Annotated in this window: 12 protein-coding genes and 1 pseudogene; 4 read left to right on the top strand and 9 right to left on the bottom strand. The window is 62.3% G+C overall.

The features are described from left to right. Positions 1–85 precede the first annotated feature (85 nt). Positions 86–1480 (bottom strand): tRNA uridine-5-carboxymethylaminomethyl(34) synthesis GTPase MnmE, encoded by a 1395-nt coding sequence (gene mnmE, locus DTA15_RS12110; RefSeq protein ID WP_006489926.1) that lies wholly within the window; start codon positions 1478–1480, stop codon positions 86–88. A gap of 337 nt (positions 1481–1817) precedes the next feature. Between mnmE and DTA15_RS12105 the strand changes: the two genes are divergently transcribed. Beyond that, positions 1818–2252: a transcriptional regulator gene (locus DTA15_RS12105; RefSeq protein ID WP_006489946.1), complete on the top strand. Its 435-nt coding sequence runs from the start codon at positions 1818–1820 to the stop codon at positions 2250–2252. Positions 2253–2376: 124 nt separating this feature from the next. Here the strand turns inward: DTA15_RS12105 and yidC are convergent, their stop codons facing one another. From yidC to rpmH, 4 genes are all read right to left on the bottom strand, one after another. Next, the gene (gene yidC / locus DTA15_RS12100) at positions 2377–4035 is read right to left on the bottom strand and encodes a membrane protein insertase YidC (protein ID WP_006489931.1); all 1659 of its coding nucleotides are present in this window, start codon (positions 4033–4035) and stop codon (positions 2377–2379) included. Between the two features lie 8 nt (positions 4036–4043). Then, entirely contained in the window at positions 4044–4310 is a 267-nt protein-coding gene (yidD, locus tag DTA15_RS12095) for a membrane protein insertion efficiency factor YidD (protein WP_006489939.1), read from the bottom strand. Between the two features lie 75 nt (positions 4311–4385). Then, on the bottom strand, positions 4386–4847 hold the full coding sequence (gene rnpA, locus DTA15_RS12090) for a ribonuclease P protein component (protein ID WP_006489941.1): 462 nt from the start codon (positions 4845–4847) through the stop codon (positions 4386–4388). A gap of 15 nt (positions 4848–4862) precedes the next feature. Beyond that, positions 4863–4997 (bottom strand): 50S ribosomal protein L34, encoded by a 135-nt coding sequence (gene rpmH / locus DTA15_RS12085; RefSeq protein WP_004198824.1) that lies wholly within the window; start codon positions 4995–4997, stop codon positions 4863–4865. Between the two features lie 421 nt (positions 4998–5418). Between rpmH and dnaA the strand changes: the two genes are divergently transcribed. The 3 genes from dnaA to gyrB all read left to right on the top strand — a co-directional run bounded on the left by dnaA (position 5419) and on the right by gyrB (position 10939). Next, on the top strand, positions 5419–6996 hold the full coding sequence (gene dnaA, locus DTA15_RS12080; protein WP_012492323.1) for a chromosomal replication initiator protein DnaA: 1578 nt from the start codon (positions 5419–5421) through the stop codon (positions 6994–6996). 170 nt (positions 6997–7166) lie between these two features. Further along, entirely contained in the window at positions 7167–8273 is a 1107-nt protein-coding gene (gene dnaN, locus DTA15_RS12075; RefSeq protein ID WP_006490996.1) for a DNA polymerase III subunit beta, read from the top strand. Positions 8274–8464: 191 nt separating this feature from the next. Then, on the top strand, positions 8465–10939 hold the full coding sequence (gyrB, locus tag DTA15_RS12070; protein ID WP_006490993.1) for a DNA topoisomerase (ATP-hydrolyzing) subunit B: 2475 nt from the start codon (positions 8465–8467) through the stop codon (positions 10937–10939). 269 nt (positions 10940–11208) lie between these two features. On the opposite strand, the gene DTA15_RS12065 is transcribed toward gyrB, so the two are convergent. From DTA15_RS12065 to DTA15_RS12055, 4 genes and pseudogenes are all read right to left on the bottom strand, one after another. Next, a complete protein-coding gene (locus tag DTA15_RS12065; RefSeq protein ID WP_006490994.1) occupies positions 11209–14304 on the bottom strand; it encodes a type I restriction endonuclease subunit R in 3096 nt (1031 codons plus the stop codon). Next, positions 14297–15427, bottom strand: coding sequence for a hypothetical protein (locus tag DTA15_RS38255; RefSeq protein WP_012492322.1), 1131 nt, complete (start codon positions 15425–15427; stop codon positions 14297–14299). Before DTA15_RS38255 ends, DTA15_RS12065 begins: the two co-directional genes overlap by 8 nt. Further along, a complete protein-coding gene (locus tag DTA15_RS12060) occupies positions 15424–16758 on the bottom strand; it encodes a restriction endonuclease subunit S (RefSeq protein ID WP_006490999.1) in 1335 nt (444 codons plus the stop codon). Before DTA15_RS12060 ends, DTA15_RS38255 begins: the two co-directional genes overlap by 4 nt. Further along, a pseudogene (locus tag DTA15_RS12055) lies at positions 16759–17943 on the bottom strand (N-6 DNA methylase); the annotation flags it as partial. It abuts the gene before it with no gap. Positions 17944–17950: the final 7 nt, after the last annotated feature.

The raw sequence follows: 17950 nt of genomic DNA, 5'->3' as shown, positions 1-17950 counted from the left end.
CCGGCAATGACGATGCGTGAGCGCCCATGCCGTTCGTACTCGATGGCACGCCGCTGGCAGCGGCAACGGACAGTTCCGTGCCAGCTCACTTCCCGATACAAAACCTGCTGAAAATCACCCCCAGCAGATCATCCGACGTGAACTCCCCGGTAATCGCATTGAGCTGCTCCTGCGCGAGCCGCAGCTCTTCGGCAAACAGATCGAGCGACTGCGCACGCTGCTCCGCATGATCCGCCGCCTGCGCGAGATGTTCCTGCGCGGCCCGCAGCGCGATCAGATGCCGCTCGCGTGCGAGATACACACCCTCGGCCCCCGCCTGCCACCCTGCGATCCGCAACAGCTCCGCGCGCAGCATGTCGATCCCGTCGCCGCGTTTCGCCGACAGATGCACCTCGGTCAGATCGCCTTCCGCCGCCGGATGCTCGACGCATGCCGGCACGCCGGTCAGGTCCGTCTTGTTCAGCACGCGCACCACCGGCACGCCGGCCGGAAACCGCGCGGCGATCGTTTCGTCGTCCGCCGTCATCCCCGTGCGCGAATCGAGCAGATGCAGCACGACGTCCGCGCGCTCGATCTCGCTCCACGTGCGCGCAATGCCGATCCGTTCGACTTCGTCCTCCGTCTCGCGCAACCCGGCCGTATCGATGATGTGCAGCGGAATCCCTTCGACCTGGATCGTCTGCGCCACCTTGTCGCGCGTCGTGCCGGCAATCGGCGTGACGATCGCCAGCTCGGCGCCCGCCAGCGCATTCAGCAGCGATGACTTGCCGACGTTCGGCTGCCCCGCGAGCACGACCGACAGCCCTTCACGCAACAACGCGCCCTGACGCGCATCGCCGAGCACGTGCGCGAGTTGCGCGCGGATCTTCGCGAGCTTGCCGCGCGCGTCGGCCGCTTCGAGGAAGTCGATTTCCTCCTCCGGAAAATCGAGCGTCGCCTCGACCAGCATCCGCAGCGTGATCACGTCGTCGACGAGCGCGTGGATCTGCCGCGAGAACGCGCCGTCGAGCGAACGCCCGGCCGAGCGCGCCGCGGCCTCGGTGCTCGCCTCGATCAGGTCGGCGACAGCCTCGGCCTGCGCGAGGTCGAGCTTATCGTTCAGGAACGCGCGCCGCGTGAATTCGCCCGGTTCCGCGAGCCGCAGCCCGAAGCCGCGCCCCGCATCCAGGCAGCGCTGCAGCAGCAGCTGCATCACGATCGGCCCGCCATGCCCCTGTAGCTCGAGCACGTGCTCGCCGGTGTACGAATGCGGCGCCGGGAAATACAGCGCGATCCCGCGGTCGAGCGGCGCGCCGTGCGCGTCGAGAAACGGCACGTAGCTCGCGTGGCGTGGCGCGAGCTTTTGCCCGCACAACGCGTCGATCAGCGGCAGCGCGGCCGCCTCGCCGCCACGCCCGAACGACACGCGGACGACCCCGATGCCGCCCCGGCCGGCAGCGGTGGCAATGGCGACGATCGGATCGGAATCGGTAGCGAGCATGGGAATCGGAGAAATCGGGTAATCAGCGAGTCAATGGTGCGCCCGCGCAACAGTTCGGGCACCGGAACGCCGGCATTGTAGCGTGCCGGCTCACACGCCACCGGCCGCGCCGCCGGATTCGGACACGCCCGAATTTATCCCGCCGGGGATAAGCCGAGTATCAGTTCGGCGTCGTGACACACCGACCATTTCGGACGAGTATGCGTGCCCGAGGGGCTTGGCACTACGTCCCTCAATTTCGTTCCCCATCCTGATCAAGGGTGAGATTCGTCCGAACAAGATACGTTTATCCTATATGGTTGTCTGGGACGCGGCGATGGAATTGCACAATCTCCCCATGCCGACATCCGAAGAAAAAGCCGCGTTCTCGGAACGCCTGAAATTCGCCCTGCGGCGCAGCCCGGAGAAGGTCACGGGCGCGACGGAACTGGCGAACCGATTCAATCTGCGTCATCGCGGAACGCACCCCGTTTCGCCGCAAACCGCGCACAAATGGCTGACGGGCCGCACGATCCCGACGTCGGACAAACTCGAAACGCTCGCCGAATGGTTGCGCGTCGAAGTGCACTGGCTGCATTACGGGCCGTCGCCAAGCGTAATCGAACATCCGACGCCGCAACCGCTGCCGCGCGACGAACGTTATCCGCCGACACCCGAGACGATCGAACTCGCATCGAAGATCGAGGCCTTGTCGCCGCATCAGCGCTACCTCGTGCAGGAACTGGTCGAGCAGTTCTACGGCGATCCGAAACTCGAAGCGAAGAAAGCCTGAACGGCAGCAGCCGCACGCGCCGCCGGCGTCGTCGCCGCGAAACAAAAAAGCCGCATGGTCATGAACCATGCGGCTTTTTTTGCGAGCATCGCGGACGGCGGGCCGCCCGCGGCTGCAACGCGCGTCAGGCCGGCTTCTTCTTGACGCCGCCGAGCTTGCGCGTGATGTAGTACTGCTGCGCGATCGACAGCACGTTGTTCACGACGTAGTACAGCACGAGACCTGCCGGGAAGAAGAAGAACATCACCGAGAACGCGATCGGCATGAACTTCATCATCTTCGCCTGGACCGGGTCCGGCGGCGTCGGGTTCAGGCTCGTCTGCACGAACATCGACACGGCCATCAGCACCGGCAGGATGAAGAACGGATCGCGTTGCGACAGGTCGTGAATCCACAGAATCCACGGTGCGCCGCGCATTTCCACCGACGCGAGCAGCACCCAGTACAGCGAGATGAACACCGGGATCTGGATCACGACCGGCAGGCAGCCGCCGAACGGATTGACCTTCTCGGTCTTGTACAACTCCATCAGCGCGGCGTTCATCTTCTGCGGATCGCTCTTGAAGCGTTCGCGCAGCGCCTGCATGCGCGGCGTGATTTCCTTCATCCGCGCCATCGACTTGTAGCTCGCGGCCGACAGCGGGAAGAACACGGCCTTGATCAGCACCGTCAGCAGCACGATCGCCCAGCCCCAGTTGCCGACATAGCCGTGGATCTTCTCGAGCAGCCAGAACAGCGGCTTCGCGATGATCGTCACCCAGCCGTAGTCCTTCACGAGCTCCAGGCCCGGCGCGATGCCTTCGAGCATGCGCTCTTCTTCCGGACCGGCGAACAGGCGCGCCTGCACGTCGGCCGACTGGCCCGGGGCGATTGCGGCGACCGGCTGCTTCACGCCGACGCGGTACAGCGCCGGATCGATCTTTTCAGCGTAGATGTCGCGCTTCGCGCCCTGCTGCGGAATCCACGCCGACGCGAAGTAGTGCTGCACCATCGCGACCCAGCCGTTGTCCGCGGACTTCTCGAAGTTCGCCTTGTTCTTGTCGAGGTCACTGAAGTCGATCTTCTGGAAGTGCTTCGCGTCCGTGTAGACCGCCGGCCCGAGGAACGTGTGCGAGAACATCGGCGTTTCGACGGCCGTGTTGTCGCGAACGAGTTCCATGTAGACCGTCGGCGTGACGGGCGCCGTGCCGACGTTGTCGATCTTGGTGTCGACGCCGATCACGTAGCTGCCGCGCGTGAACGTGTAGGTCTTCACGACCTTCACGCCGCCCTTCACCGGCGATTCGAACGACAGCTTCAGCGTGTTCTGGTCGCCCGTCAGCGACGTCGAGCCGGGGTTCAGCTGCGTGTAGACGTCGTTGTGGTTCGGGAAATCGCCGCCGAGCAGGCCCGTGCGTGCGAGATACGTGTGGCCGGCCGTGTGGTCGAACAGCGTGATGTACAGGTCGGGCTGCTTGCCGTCGCCCTGCTTCTTCAGCGTCAGCTTCGCGAGCGTGCCGCCGCGCGTGTCGATTTCGCCGTCGTACACGTCGGTCGAGAACTTCACGAGCTGCGCCTGCGCGGCCGGGGCCGTCGTCGACGGTGCGGCGCCGGCTGCGGCGGCAGGCACGTCACCTGCGGTCGTCGCGCCCGTGCCCGATGCGCCGCCGGCAGCGGCCGGAGCCGTGTGCGTGGCGCTCGGGAAGAACATCGACGGGCGTCCATGGTCCCGCTGCCAGTTGTCGTACAGCATGACAGCTGACATGAAGAAGATCACCCATAGGACGGTGCGTTTGATATCCATGCGTTGTCTCAGAGTCGATGGGACCGCGCGTCGGCTTCGCCGCGAGCGCGAGTGTCGGAGTTGGGCGGCGGGACGAGGTCGATGCCGCCCGCGGAAAACGGATGGCATCGGCACACGCGCCTGACGGCGAGATACGTGCCGCGCGCGGCGCCATGATACTGGATTGCCTCGCGCGCGTAATCCGAACAGGAAGGATAAAAACGGCAACGGTTGCCGAGCATCGGGCTCACGGCAACCTTGTAGAAGCGCAGCAAGGCGATCAATACCGTTTTCATACCTTGGGCGGCGCCGTACGACGCCGCGTCAAAACCGGCCGGGCGGGCGCGAACGCCACATCGGGCACGGATGCGTCACTCGGACGCGGGCTTCGACGCACGGCGGGCGATTTCCCGGACTGCCCTGTCGAGCAGCTCGCGGATCTCGGCCGCGCACATCGCCGCGAGCGGGGCGGAAGCCGCGCTCGGCAGCGCTTTCTTGTCGAAGCGCGTGTGCTGCCGCAGCAGCAGGTCGTAACCGGCGAATTCGGCGCGGCGCAGGCGAAACTGATCGCGCGCCAGCCGCTTCACGAGGTTACGGGTGACCGCTCGCGGCGCATACTTCTTGCCGATGACGAGCCCCAGGCGTGCGGGCTGACCGGTCGGCTTGCCGTAAATCACGAAGTGCGCGGAGCGCCGCCAGGGGCGCAAACGAAAAACGGATGAAAATTCATCCGTTTTCAGAAGTCGCGCAGCTTTCGGGAAGGCGGCTTTCGTCTGCGACGGATTCGCACCCGGCTCGACGGCACCTTCCGCAGGACTGCGGACGGCGGACACAGCGCGCAACCTGCCTTAGATGGCGAGGCGCTTGCGGCCCTTCGCGCGGCGAGCGTTGATGACCTTGCGGCCACCTGCCGTCTTCATGCGGACACGGAAGCCATGGGTGCGCTTGCGGCGCGTCACGGACGGTTGGTAAGTACGTTTCATGATGTTCTCACTTGTTCGAGAATGTCGAAATTCAGGGGACCGCGTGCCCTTAACCGGAGGCATTCGGGCGAACGCAATCGCCGGGAATACAGGATTGGTTTTCGCGGAACCCGCTATTTAAACCGTTTTTCTCTTGACGGTCAATACTTTACCAGTCGTCCGCCTGTGCCGGCCCGCGCCGATCCGGCCCCGCGACCCACACAACCGGCCTGTGGATAAGTCCCGCTGTGGCCGCGTTTGGCGTTAGAATCTCGCCTTATCTCCAAGAATCCCGCACGCCGCCTCGGCTCGCGCCTGCCCCTCCAACACTGTGACGCAGGCGTCCGAGGCACGCTCGCACGACCGCTTCGGGCCTTGTTGCGCGACTGCGACAAGGGCGCGGGCGAGCCGCGCTGTGCACGCAAAAAACGACAGTTACTTGATGAACGATTTCTGGCAACACTGTTCCGCACTGCTGGAGCGCGAGCTGACGCCCCAGCAGTACGTGACGTGGATCAAACCCTTGGCCCCGGTGGCCTTCGATGCGTCGGCGAACACGCTGTCCATCGCCGCGCCGAACCGCTTCAAGCTGGACTGGGTCAAGAGCCAGTTTTCGGGCCGGATCGCCGATCTGGCCCGCGAATTCTGGAACACGCCGATCGAAGTCCAGTTCGTCCTCGATCCGAAGGCCGGCATGCGCAGCGCCCCCGCAGGCGCCGCACCGGCCGCCCCGCGTGCACCGCTGGCCCCGAACGGCCCCGCCGCGACGGTCGCCGCGATCGCCGCCAACCTGACCGCGAATGCTTCCGCTGCGCCCGCCGCGCCGGCCGACGTGCCGATGACGCCGTCGGCGGCCGCCGCGCGCCACCTGAACGCCGACGACGCCGACATCGACCTGCCGAGCCTGCCCGCGCACGAAGCGGCGGCCGGCCGCCGCACGTGGCGTCCGGGCCCGGGCGCCGCGCCCGCGAACGGCGGCGAAGCCGATTCGATGTACGAACGCTCGAAGCTGAACCCGGTGCTCACGTTCGACAACTTCGTGACCGGTAAAGCCAACCAGCTCGCGCGCGCGGCCGCGATCCAGGTCGCGGACAATCCCGGCATCTCGTACAACCCGCTGTTCCTGTACGGCGGCGTCGGCCTCGGCAAGACCCACCTGATCCACGCGATCGGCAACCAGTTGCTGCTCGACAAGGCCGGCGCGCGGATCCGCTACATCCACGCCGAGCAATACGTGTCGGACGTGGTGAAGGCGTACCAGCGCAAGGCGTTCGACGACTTCAAGCGCTACTACCACTCGCTCGACCTGCTGCTGATCGACGATATCCAGTTCTTCTCCGGCAAGTCGCGCACGCAAGAGGAATTCTTCTACGCGTTCGAGGCGCTCGTCGCGAACAAGGCGCAGGTGATCATCACCAGCGACACGTATCCGAAGGAGATTTCGGGCATCGACGATCGCCTGATCTCGCGCTTCGATTCGGGCCTGACCGTCGCGATCGAGCCGCCCGAGCTGGAAATGCGCGTCGCGATCCTGATGCGCAAGGCGCAGTCGGAAGGCGTGAACCTGTCGGAAGACGTCGCGTTCTTCGTCGCGAAGCACCTGCGCTCGAACGTGCGCGAGCTCGAAGGCGCGCTGCGCAAGATCCTCGCGTATTCGAAGTTCCACGGCCGCGAGATCTCGATCGAGCTGACCAAGGAAGCGCTGAAGGACCTGCTGACCGTGCAGAACCGGCAGATTTCGGTCGAGAACATCCAGAAGACCGTCGCCGACTTCTACAACATCAAGGTCGCGGACATGTACTCGAAGAAGCGTCCCGCGAACATCGCGCGGCCGCGGCAGATTGCGATGTACCTGGCGAAGGAACTCACGCAGAAGAGCCTGCCGGAAATCGGCGAGCTGTTCGGCGGGCGCGATCACACCACCGTGCTGCACGCGGTGCGCAAGATCGCCGACGAGCGCAGCAAGGACGCGCAGCTCAACCACGAGCTGCACGTGCTGGAACAGACGCTGAAGGGCTGAGCGCGCGCACCGCGCTTGATAATTCGGCCTCCGCCCCAATTTAAGGGGGGCGGTTCGGTTTTGAGGCACAATACTGGTTTGACCGCCCCGGTGGTGGCGGGCCAAGAGCCCGGCCGGCGGGGCGCTGCGTGGCTGCTGCGCTGCAGGCCGTTACTCAACGAAGGAACTCTATGCAACTGGTCAAGACCGAACGAGACACCCTCCTCAGGCCGCTGCAAACGGTCAGCGGCATCGTCGAACGCCGCCATACGTTGCCGATCCTCGCCAACCTGCTGATCACCAAGAACGGCCCGGACGTTTCATTCCTGTCGACCGACCTGGAGCTGCAGATCACCACGCGCGCCGATTTCGGCGTCGGCGGCGACCAGATCGCGACCACCGTCGCGGCCCGCAAGCTGCTCGACATCCTGCGCGCGATGCCTGACGGCCAGGTCACGCTGTCGCTCGCCGACAAGCGCCTCACCGTTCAATCGGGCAAGAGCCGCTTCGCGCTGCAGACGCTGGCGGCCGACGAGTTCCCGACCGTCGCGCAGGCGAAGGATTTCGGCGCCACGCTCACCGTCCCGCAGAAGTCGTTCCGCCAGTTGCTCGGCATGGTGCACTTCGCGATGGCGCAGCAGGACATCCGCTACTACCTGAACGGCATGCTGCTCGTCGTCGACGGCGACCAGCTGATGGCCGTGGCCACCGACGGCCACCGCCTCGCGTTCTCGTCGATGAAGCTCGAAGGCGGCACGTTCGGCCGCCAGGAAGTCATCGTGCCGCGCAAGACGATTCTCGAGCTGCAGCGCCTGCTCGAGGACATCGACGACACCGTCACCATCGACATCGCGCAGACCCAGGCCAAGTTCACGTTCGGCCAGGTCGAGCTCGTGTCGAAACTCGTCGAGGGCAAGTTCCCCGACTTCCAGCGCGTGATCCCGAAGGCGCACAAGAACACGTTCGAGATCGGCCGTGAAGAGCTGCAGCGTTCGCTGCAGCGCGCGGCAATCCTGACCTCGGACAAGTTCAAGGGCGTGCGCTGCATCATCGCGCCGGGCCAGCTGAAGATCATGTCGACCAACGCCGATCAGGAAGAGGCGCAGGAAGAACTCGAAATCGCCTACCAGGGCGATACCGTCGACATCGGCTTCAACGTCACGTATCTGCTCGACGTGCTCGCGAACCTGAAGGTCGACACCGTGCAGGTGAGCCTCGGCGACGCCAGCTCGAGCGCGCTGATTACCGTGCCCGAGAACGACGAGTTCAAGTATGTCGTGATGCCGATGCGCATCTGACGCGCACGACATCGCGACACACACCAGGGGGCGGCAAGCCCCTTTGGCGTTTTTATGGCGAACCGACAACCCGCCCTTTTGGTGCCTTTTCGGCACTTGGGGCGGGCCAGGAAACTGGAGCGGCCCGGCGATTTCTCGCTGAAACGCACCGCGCCGCCACGAGAGTGGCCCCGCAGAACCGGAAGATATCCATGAGTGAACAGCACAATTCGCAACCCGATAACAGCAGCTACGGCGCCTCGTCGATCCAGATCCTCGAAGGTCTGGAAGCGGTGCGCAAGCGCCCCGGGATGTACATCGGCGACACGTCGGACGGCACCGGTCTGCACCACCTCGTGTTCGAGGTGCTCGACAACTCGATCGACGAAGCGCTGGCCGGGTACTGCAACGACATCCACGTGACGATTCACGCCGACAACTCGATTTCCGTGACCGACAACGGCCGCGGGATTCCGACCGACGTGAAGATGAACGACAAGCACGAGCCGAAGCGCAGCGCCGCCGAGATCGTGATGACCGAGCTGCACGCCGGCGGCAAGTTCGACCAGAACAGCTACAAGGTGTCGGGCGGCCTGCACGGCGTGGGCGTGTCGTGCGTGAACGCGCTGTCGAGCTGGCTGCGCCTCACCGTGCGCCGCGACGGCAAGAAGCGTTTCATGGAGTTCCACCGCGGCGTCGCGCAGGATCGCGTGATCGAGGTGGTGGACGGCGTGGAAGTGTCGCCGATGCTCGTGACCGGCGACACCGAGAACCGCGGCACCGAAGTGCACTTCATGGCCGACCCGACCATTTTCGGCACGGTCGAGTATCACTACGACATCCTCGCGAAGCGGATGCGCGAGCTTTCGTTCCTGAACAACGGCGTGCGGATTCGCCTCACCGACCTGCGTTCGGGCAAGGAAGACGATTTCGCGTTCGCCGGCGGTGTGAAGGGCTTCGTCGAATTCATCAACAAGACGAAGAGCACGCTGCACCCGACGGTGTTCTTCGCAAACGGCGAGAAGGACGGCGTGGGCGTCGAAGTCGCGATGCAGTGGAACGACAGCTACAACGAAAACGTGCTGTGCTTCACGAACAACATTCCGCAGCGCGACGGCGGCACGCACCTGACCGGCCTGCGCGCCGCGATGACGCGCGTCATCAACAAGTACATCACCGACAACGAAATCGCGAAGAAGGCGAAGGTCGAGACGACCGGCGACGACATGCGCGAAGGGCTGTCGTGCGTGCTGTCCGTGAAGGTGCCGGAGCCGAAGTTCAGCTCGCAGACGAAGGACAAGCTGGTTTCTTCCGAGGTTCGTGCGCCGGTTGAGGAAGTTGTGGCGAAGGCGCTCGAAGAGTTCCTGCTGGAAACGCCGATCGACGCGAAGATCATCTGCGGGAAGATCGTTGAAGCTGCTCGGGCGCGTGATGCTGCGCGGAAGGCGCGTGAGATGACGCGCCGCAAGGGCGTGCTCGACGGCGTCGGCCTGCCGGGCAAGCTCGCGGACTGCCAGGAGAAAGACCCGGCGAAGTGCGAAATCTACATCGTCGAGGGTGACTCGGCAGGTGGGTCGGCCAAGCAAGGGCGTGATCGGAAGTTCCAGGCCATCCTGCCGCTGCGCGGCAAGGTGCTGAACGTCGAGAAGGCGCGCTACGACAAGCTGCTGTCGTCGGAGCAGATCGTCACGCTCGTGACCGCGCTTGGGTGCGGGATCGGCAAGGAAGACTACAACCTCGACAAGCTCCGCTATCACCGCATCATCATCATGACCGACGCGGACGTCGACGGTGCGCACATCCGGACGCTGCTGCTCACGTTCCTGTATCGCCAGATGCCGGACATGATCGAGCGCGGCTATGTGTATATCGCGCAGCCGCCGCTTTACAAGATCAAGGCGGGCAAGGACGAGCGGTATCTGAAGGATGACGTGGAGCTCAACGCGCACATGCTGCGGTTGGCGCTGCAAGGGTCGGAGCTGGTGCCGGGTGAGAATGCGGCGGCGATTTCGGGTGATGCGCTTGGGGAGCTGGCAAGGTCGTATCTGCTGTCGCAGAGCGTGATCGAGCGGTTGAGCCGGTTGTATGACCCGGCGGCGCTGGAAGCGGTCATGGACGGGGTGGTGATCGATCTTTCCAACGAAGAGTCGACCGAGGCTTCGGCGAAGGCGCTGCACGCTGCGTTGCATGATGAAGCGCTGAAGAACGAAGTGCGGGTTGTGCCTTCGTATGACCCGGTTCGCGAACAGCGGGCGCTGCATGTCGAGCGAACGCACCACGGCAACGTGCGCGTTTCGGTCATTGACCAGGAGTTCCAGCACACGGCGGATTATCAGCAACTCGTGACCACCGCGAATACGTTCAAGGGGCTTATTGGGGAAGGGGCGGTCATCAAGCGCGGTGAGCGCAGCATGGCCGTGGCGGACTTCAAGAGCGCGATGAAGTGGCTGCTGGCGGATGCGGAGCGGAATGTGTCGAAGCAACGCTATAAGGGCCTCGGCGAGATGAACCCCGAGCAACTGTGGGAAACGACGATGGATCCGGCAGTGCGGCGTCTGCTGCGTGTGCAGATCGAAGATGCGATCGCTGCGGATGGGATCTTTACCACCCTCATGGGGGATGATGTCGAGCCGCGGCGGGCGTTTATCGAGTCGAATGCGTTGCGGGCGGGGAATATTGACGTTTGATTACGCACTCCATTCGTGGAACTGGGCGGTTTTTCGCGAGACTGGGAAAACAAAAATGATGAGACTGCCCTGACTCCATCCAGCAGGAGTGGTAGTTGAACGACAGGCCCCGACGGTGCCACGCTGCGGGGCTTCTTGACAAGCGGTCGCGGACGCCCCGCCCGTTTGATGTCTGTGCCCACTCGATAGCGAACATCAGCGGCGGCGTATACGCCGTCCGCTGAACTCATTTGTTGTTAGGCCTCTTCCCATCGAGCTTGGCCGTTCTGCTACTCCGAGTTCTCAGTCGACAACTCAGCTTGGCGCAAGACGAGCTGTGTTGCCTCTTCGGATAGGTCTGGCGGGTATCCATACATTGCCAACAACCGACGCACCTTACGTCGCAGGTCTGCCCGCACACTTTCCCGCTGGGTCCAGTCGAGTCGGGGCATCTTCTTGACCATTTCCGCCAGCTCGCGAGCCATCAACCGAAGCTGGTCGGACTTCATGGCCTCCTTTGCCGAACCATTCTCGGTCAAGGCGTCGTAGAACGCCGCTTCTTCGTCACTCAGTCCAAGGTCTTGTCCATGCAATTTTGCCTCGCGCACCCACTTCGCTAGTGCCAGCAATTGCGTGATCATCTGGGCCGTCGTGATCTGCTTGTTCGTGTAGCCGAGCATCGCCCTTTCCAGCGCCTCGCGGAACTTCTGTGCTTGCACGAGATTGGACCGCTCACTGAGCTTGATCTGGTCGGCCAGCAGCTTTCGTAGCGTCTCCAAAGCCAGATTCTTCTGCTCCAGGGCGGACACACGTTCCAGAAAGTCGTCGCTGAGGATGTCCAGTCGTGCCGCATCGAGCCCTGCCGCGGCAAACAGGTCGATCACCTCGCCCGCATCCACCGCACCACCGATCACCTGCCGCACCGCGGCGTCAATGTCGGGGGAACCATCGCTTCGACTCTCCGTCGGTCCGCGCTCGTCGGTGAGCCGCTTGCGGATCATTGCGGCTACACGTTGGAAGAAGGCCAGGTGCGGGGTGATGTCTCGCGTTTCCTCCCGTGGCACGGCAAGCGCAAATGCTGTTGCCAGCCGCTTCACCATGCCGCCGAAGCGCTGCCAGCCTGTTTCATCGCCCACGGTGTGTTTCACGTCCAGCACGTGATCGATCGCACCCAAGTACACACGCAACACCCTCGACGGAATTGCGTCCAGCGCCTCCGCGTAGTTGAAGTCGTGGAAGAAGCTGCGCAGTTGCTCGAACGCTGATTGCATGGCTGGAATCGCTTCATCCTGCAATTCTTTGACCGGCTTGTCTGTTTCACCCGTAGCGCTCGCATACGTCGCCAGTGCGTCGGCCAACGGGTCCGCCAGTCCGATCATGTCGACGATCAACCCACCGGGCTTTTCGCCATACACGCGGTTCACGCGCGCGATGGCCTGCATCAGGTTGTGTCCAGCTAGCGGCTTGTCCAAGTACATCGTGTGCGCGCAGGGCACATCGAATCCTGTGAGCCACATGTCCACGACAACCGCCAGCCGGAAGTCGTCGGTCGGGTCTTTGAACCGATCTGCCAATGACTTTCGCTGCGCCTTGCTCCGCGAATGCCGCATCATGTGTTCAGAGTCGTTCGGGCCGCCGGTCATGACAACCTTAATTGCGCCCTGTGCGTCGTCCTCGTCATGCCATGCCGGCCGTAGCTTGCAAATCTCGTCATATAGCCGCGCTGCGATGTCACGGCTCATGGTCACAAGCATCGCCTTTCCCTCCATCGCGGCTCGGCGCTCTTCCCAATGCTCGACCACAAACTTCGCTACGCGCTGCAGCCGCTCGGGTGCGCCATACAACTCCTCTAGTGAAATGCGAACATTCTCCGGCGTCTCCTGTCCATACTCATCGCGGGTCGCGTACTGCGCGATCTTTGCCTCTGCTTCCTTAGCCCCTGTTTCGTCTATCGTGAGCTTCACGATCCGCGGTTCGTAGTAGATTGGCACGGTCGCGCCATCAGCCACGGCTTGACGAACGTCGTATACGTCGGCGTACTCGCCAAACACATTCTGAGTGACGCGATCGCCCGCCATCAGCGGCGTGCCGGTGAAGCCGACGAACGTCGCATTTGGCAGCGCCTCACGCATCCACCGCGCCCCGCCTTCGACAAAGCCGTACTGGCTACGATGCGCCTCGTCTGCCATCACGACAATGTTCGCACGCTCGCTGATCATGCCGTGCGCCTCGGTGAACTTATGGATCGTCGTGAACACAACACCGCCGCTAGCCCGGTCAAGCAATTGCCGCAGGTGTTCGCGGCCTTCTGCCTGCATGGGATCTTGCCGCAGCAGCGCCCGGCCCATGGCAAAAGTCTCGAAAAGCTGGTCATCGAGGTCGTTGCGGTCGGTCACGATCACGATAGTCGGGTTGGCCATCTCCGCCGCGCGCACCAGTGTGCCGGCAAGCATCAGCATCGTCAGGCTCTTGCCGCTGCCCTGTGTGTGCCAAACCACACCGCCCTTGCCCGCAGTCACATCGTCGCTACGCGCCGACGTCTTGATCGCGCTGATTACACTGGCCCTCGCCTTGCGCACCGCCCGGAACTGGTGATATCCCGCCACCTTCTTGACGATATTCCCTCTCTCGTCCTCCTCAAAAGCAACGCAAGATAGTAGATAGTCCAGAAGCGCCGAGGGGTTCAGCAGTTCGCGAATCAACGCCTCCAACGTTGGCTCGCCGCCATGGGCGGGCCGCCATGGCGTGAAGCGCTGCAGGCCGCTGGTGATACTGCCAACTCGCGTCAGCAGCCCGTCACTAGCGACCAGCAGCAGACTCGGCACGAACAAGTCGGGCGCGACGGTCTTATATCGCCCGAGCTGGTCGATTGCGACTTCCAACGTCGCCGACGTGTTGGCCGGGTCCTTCAGCTCGATCACGACCAATGGCAGACCGTTGACGTAGAGAACCAGATCCGGCCGAATGGTCTTGCCGTTCGCTCCCGCGACTGTGAGCTGCCGTACAACGAGAAAGTCGTTGTTTGCCGGGTTGTCAAAGTCGATTAACCGCGCCCGCCCGCCACGCGTCTCTCCGGTGGCTGCGTCCTTGTACTCAACGGGCGCACCATTGATGAGCAAATCGTGGAACCAGCGATTGTTCTCTACGAGCGTCGGGTGGGGCGGTCGGCTAGCTTCCAACGCGACCTCCGCGCTGACTGAGTGCGGCAGGCTTGGATTGATTCCTTGCACGCGTTCAACGAGTCGACGTGGAAGAACTCCACTGCTAATATCCGGTCGCTCACGATTATCGAAGTCGAGGCCTGGCGTCAGTTCGCAGGGAATTCCTACCTCTGCAAACACTCGGGCAGATTCCTCCTCGATGAAACGTTCAGAAATACTACTCATCGCCAGCGCCTCCCTGGCTCCCGACAACTGCGACTTCGCAGCGGGCAAACTCGGGAGCATGTAAATTGGCCGCGGATGTCAATGGAAGAGATTCACCAACAACTTCCAGATGACACGTATCCGCCGCTCGCTTCTTAAAGAATGCGATACGGGTATGGTGTCCCGAGTCGTCATCGCAAGCATAGAAGTAGGGAGACAGATCAAGACACTGTGAACGAATTTTGGCGAGTACGCGGTCATATGATCCAACCTTACCCGACTGCATTACGACTTTCTGCGCATCCGCATCCAATTCGAGGTCTGTGACATGGCGTGCTGTCGAGTGGCCGTTTAATCTGTCCACTTCCGCATAAGGTGGAACTCCCGGCGTCACTTTGATTAGACGAACAAGTTGCGTATCCGCCAGGAAAAGGCAGTCCACGAGAACATCGTGCAATATGGGCCGACTCTCATCAATCAGGTGCGCCGCTTGCACGTCGGAGAGCGTGCCCAGATGCGAAAAACCATTGCGTACCGTATTTAGACGACGCAATTCAGCAGGAAGACCACTCGGAATCAAATCCGCCAAGACCGCACGCACGCCGGTGGCACGCCAGCTTTCGAGAATTCCCTCGATAATGCCAATCCGAACGGAAAGTTTGTCGCTCCGCAAGTCTTTGTGTTTAATGGCGCGCCTAGAGGCAGTTTCGATCACCTGCACGGGTAACTCACCGATTCCAACCAGGCCAGCCTCCGCAATTACCATGGCGAAGAGTAAATTGATTAACCCCTCCCACGTATCGCGCATACGCGTCAGCCGACGATTAGGATCGCGTGGTCCGTAAATGGTTTGTTGATATGGGATGGCGATGGGTGAAGGAAACTGAGCGCAGATCGTCTCGTCGTCCTGATCCAAGAGTTGAGACCTGCACTCAGAAATTGTTTTTTCGACCACATCCGGTTTCAGGCGCAGAACTTCGGCCGGATGAAACTCATGTTCGCCGACCCTGACGTATCCTTCAAACATATCTAAACACCATTGACGGTAACGATCCGCATCGCGCGTCTCACGCCACTGGAGTAAAGCTTCGGCTGGATTCTTGGAATCCAATTCGGCATGGTCCCGTGCGGTCGAATCGCTCATGAACGCACCTTCACCGCGCCGCTCAGCAATCGTGGGAGCAGGTAGTTTCTCATCTCTTCAAGTGAAAAACGCTGTCGTACATTCACTTCAATAAGATCGAACAAACACGCCGCGAAGCTCTCGAATGCTTGCACTACAACTGCAGAAGGCACAATCGCCAGTATCGGGCGGAACGCACCTTTACTTATTTCGGGAAAGGTGGTGCCGCTCGCTCGTGATTTAATTTCCCCGAGCATGGATCGCGTCCAGTGGAGCACATAATGCGGGGGGAGCGGTCCATCGCATGTCATAGCGATGAACCCCTGATTTACCGCCGTCGGCACTTTGGCAAGAGCCGTGTAGCCAACCGGCGCACGCGACGACAACAGCACTGTGTTCTCTTGCAACACACCGGAACTGATGCATTCGGCCCCCGCGTCAGTGATGCACCGGCTGGTTTCGAGGAGCACGGGGTCTTGTAAACCGGAGAGGTCTTTCGGAGTCGCCCAAAAGTGAGTGCCTTCGTCCCAATACTCCGCGACTTTCGTACTTGGCGTACCTCCACCCTTAACTGCAACGAGATCTCCGATCGGTCGTATCTCCCACCCTTGTGGCACTTGCCCGAGCGGTGAATCGGTTAAGCGGTCGGGGAGAGCGGCAAAAGCGGCGGGAGGCATACCGGCGAAGCTAGTTTTCCCAGAGGCCTTGGCCTTGACTGGCTCAAAGTCCACGAACCATGCCTTAAACATCGCCTGCGCCAACCCCTCCAACTCCCGATTCGTCCGGCGGTTCTGCTCGATCTTGTCGTCCAACGCACCGAGCGTTGCGGCTATTAATTCTTGCTGGGGCAGCGGAGGGAGGAGGAATGGAATTGCTTCCATAATGCCGGTGTTGAGGTTGGGCATCGTGGCCCCCACCGCATGGCGGACAATCCATTCCCGCACTTCCGGATGACCAAGATAAAACGCAGCAAACTCAGGCAGGACGACTCCCTGCCCAAGTCGCACTTTCAGACACCCTGTGCCACAGAACCACCCATCCTCTGCATCGCGTACTAACGCACGTCGTTCGACATCACCTCGTCGGCTGTAGATGATGTCACCTTTACGAACGATGTGCTTGGAGAGTCGTTGTGCGTCCACTTCGGTGATACACGCGATCCCATCACGGATCAGGCGGTTGTCGCCAATGTTGACGGGCATGATCGAAGGGATGCCTACGGGCACATAGTCCGACGCATGCAGTTGGCTACCGAACGGACCAGTCTGGACACTCCCTCCTCCACGCGCGACGACTTCGCCGAGCGTGGTTCGCTCCCACGCAGCCGGTGCCGTGTCGAAGATCCCAAGCATTTACTCGCCCTCCGTGATGAAGCTTAGGCGCTCGCGAACTAGTGTGCTCAGCCGCTCCCCTTCCGCCAACTGCTCCTCCAACTCCGCCATCAATCGCGGATACCTCTCGGCGAACGGCTCGGCGTCGTCGACCTGCTCCTCAGCTCCAACATAGCGGCCGGGGGTGAGGACGTGTCCGTGTTTAGCGATCTCATCGATCGTCGCGGGCTTGGCGAAGCCCGGGATGGGCGTAAATGCCCACGGACCGTGCTCGCCTTCGTTCCACCAGTCAGGGGCGGGCTCGCCACGCCAGCGCCGGTAAGCGTAGATGATTCGGCCAACGTCGGAGTTCGGCAAAGGATCGCTCGTACCGGGAACGCATTCGGCATCTTCAGTGCCGGTGAGGACCCGTAAAACGCGTGTCTGCATCGTGCCGAGCTTGCGGGCGTCGATGAAAAGCGTTTCGCCCGCACGGCCGCCGGGGCGGTTTGGCGTTCCGCGACGGATGTTGCGGCCGGTCTTGTCGCGCGTGAGGAACCACAGGCAAACAGGAATGCCAGTGGTGAAGAAGAGTTGCGCGGGCAGGGCGACGATGCAGTCTACGAGGTCTGCTTCAACGATCTTGCGGCGGATGTCGCCCTCGCCGCCAGTATTGCTCGACATGCTGCCGTTCGCCATCACGAATCCGGCCACCCCGCCGCCTTTGCCGTTCGGATAGGCAAGGTGATGGATGAAGTGTTGAATCCACGCATAGTTGGCGTTGCCGACCGGTGGATCACCGTAGGCCCAGCGTTTGTCGCCGCGCAGCAGCTGGCCGGACCAGTCACTTACGTTGAACGGCGGGTTGGCAAGCACGAAGTCGGCCTTGAGATCAGGATGCTGGTCGCGCAGAAAAGTGTCCGCAGGTTGCTCGCCGAGCTTGGCTTCGATGCCGTGGATGGCAAGGTTCATGTGCGCGAGGCGCCATGTCGTGGGATTGCTCTCCTGACCGAAGATCGAGACGTCGGTACGCCGGCCGCCGTGTGCCTCGACGAACTTTTCAGATTGAACGAACATGCCACCGCTGCCGCAGGCAGGGTCGTAGATGCGGCCCTCGTAAGGTTCCAGCATTTCGACCAGCACACGCACCACGCTACGCGGCGTGTAAAATTCACCGCCCAGCTTACCCTCGGCGGCGGCGAACTTGCCCAGAAAGTATTCGTAGACGCTGACC

The sequence above is a fragment of the Burkholderia cenocepacia genome (genome assembly GCF_900446215.1).
GTDB classification, from domain to species: domain Bacteria; phylum Pseudomonadota; class Gammaproteobacteria; order Burkholderiales; family Burkholderiaceae; genus Burkholderia; species Burkholderia cenocepacia.
This window is presented reverse-complemented; position numbering and strand designations above follow the sequence as displayed.

Excerpts from the sequence above, each read along its gene's own strand:
- mnmE (WP_006489926.1), bottom strand. The coding sequence starts at position 1,480 with ATGCTCGCTACCGATTCCGATCCGATCGTCGCCATTGCCACCGCTGCC.
- DTA15_RS12105 (WP_006489946.1), top strand. The coding sequence starts at position 1,818 with ATGCCGACATCCGAAGAAAAAGCCGCGTTCTCGGAACGCCTGAAATTC.
- yidC (WP_006489931.1), bottom strand. The coding sequence starts at position 4,035 with ATGGATATCAAACGCACCGTCCTATGGGTGATCTTCTTCATGTCAGCT.
- yidD (WP_006489939.1), bottom strand. The coding sequence starts at position 4,310 with ATGAAAACGGTATTGATCGCCTTGCTGCGCTTCTACAAGGTTGCCGTG.
- rpmH (WP_004198824.1), bottom strand. The coding sequence starts at position 4,997 with ATGAAACGTACTTACCAACCGTCCGTGACGCGCCGCAAGCGCACCCAT.
- dnaA (WP_012492323.1), top strand. The coding sequence starts at position 5,419 with ATGAACGATTTCTGGCAACACTGTTCCGCACTGCTGGAGCGCGAGCTG.
- dnaN (WP_006490996.1), top strand. The coding sequence starts at position 7,167 with ATGCAACTGGTCAAGACCGAACGAGACACCCTCCTCAGGCCGCTGCAA.
- gyrB (WP_006490993.1), top strand. The coding sequence starts at position 8,465 with ATGAGTGAACAGCACAATTCGCAACCCGATAACAGCAGCTACGGCGCC.
- DTA15_RS12065 (WP_006490994.1), bottom strand. The coding sequence starts at position 14,304 with ATGAGTAGTATTTCTGAACGTTTCATCGAGGAGGAATCTGCCCGAGTG.
- DTA15_RS38255 (WP_012492322.1), bottom strand. The coding sequence starts at position 15,427 with ATGAGCGATTCGACCGCACGGGACCATGCCGAATTGGATTCCAAGAAT.
- DTA15_RS12060 (WP_006490999.1), bottom strand. The coding sequence starts at position 16,758 with ATGCTTGGGATCTTCGACACGGCACCGGCTGCGTGGGAGCGAACCACG.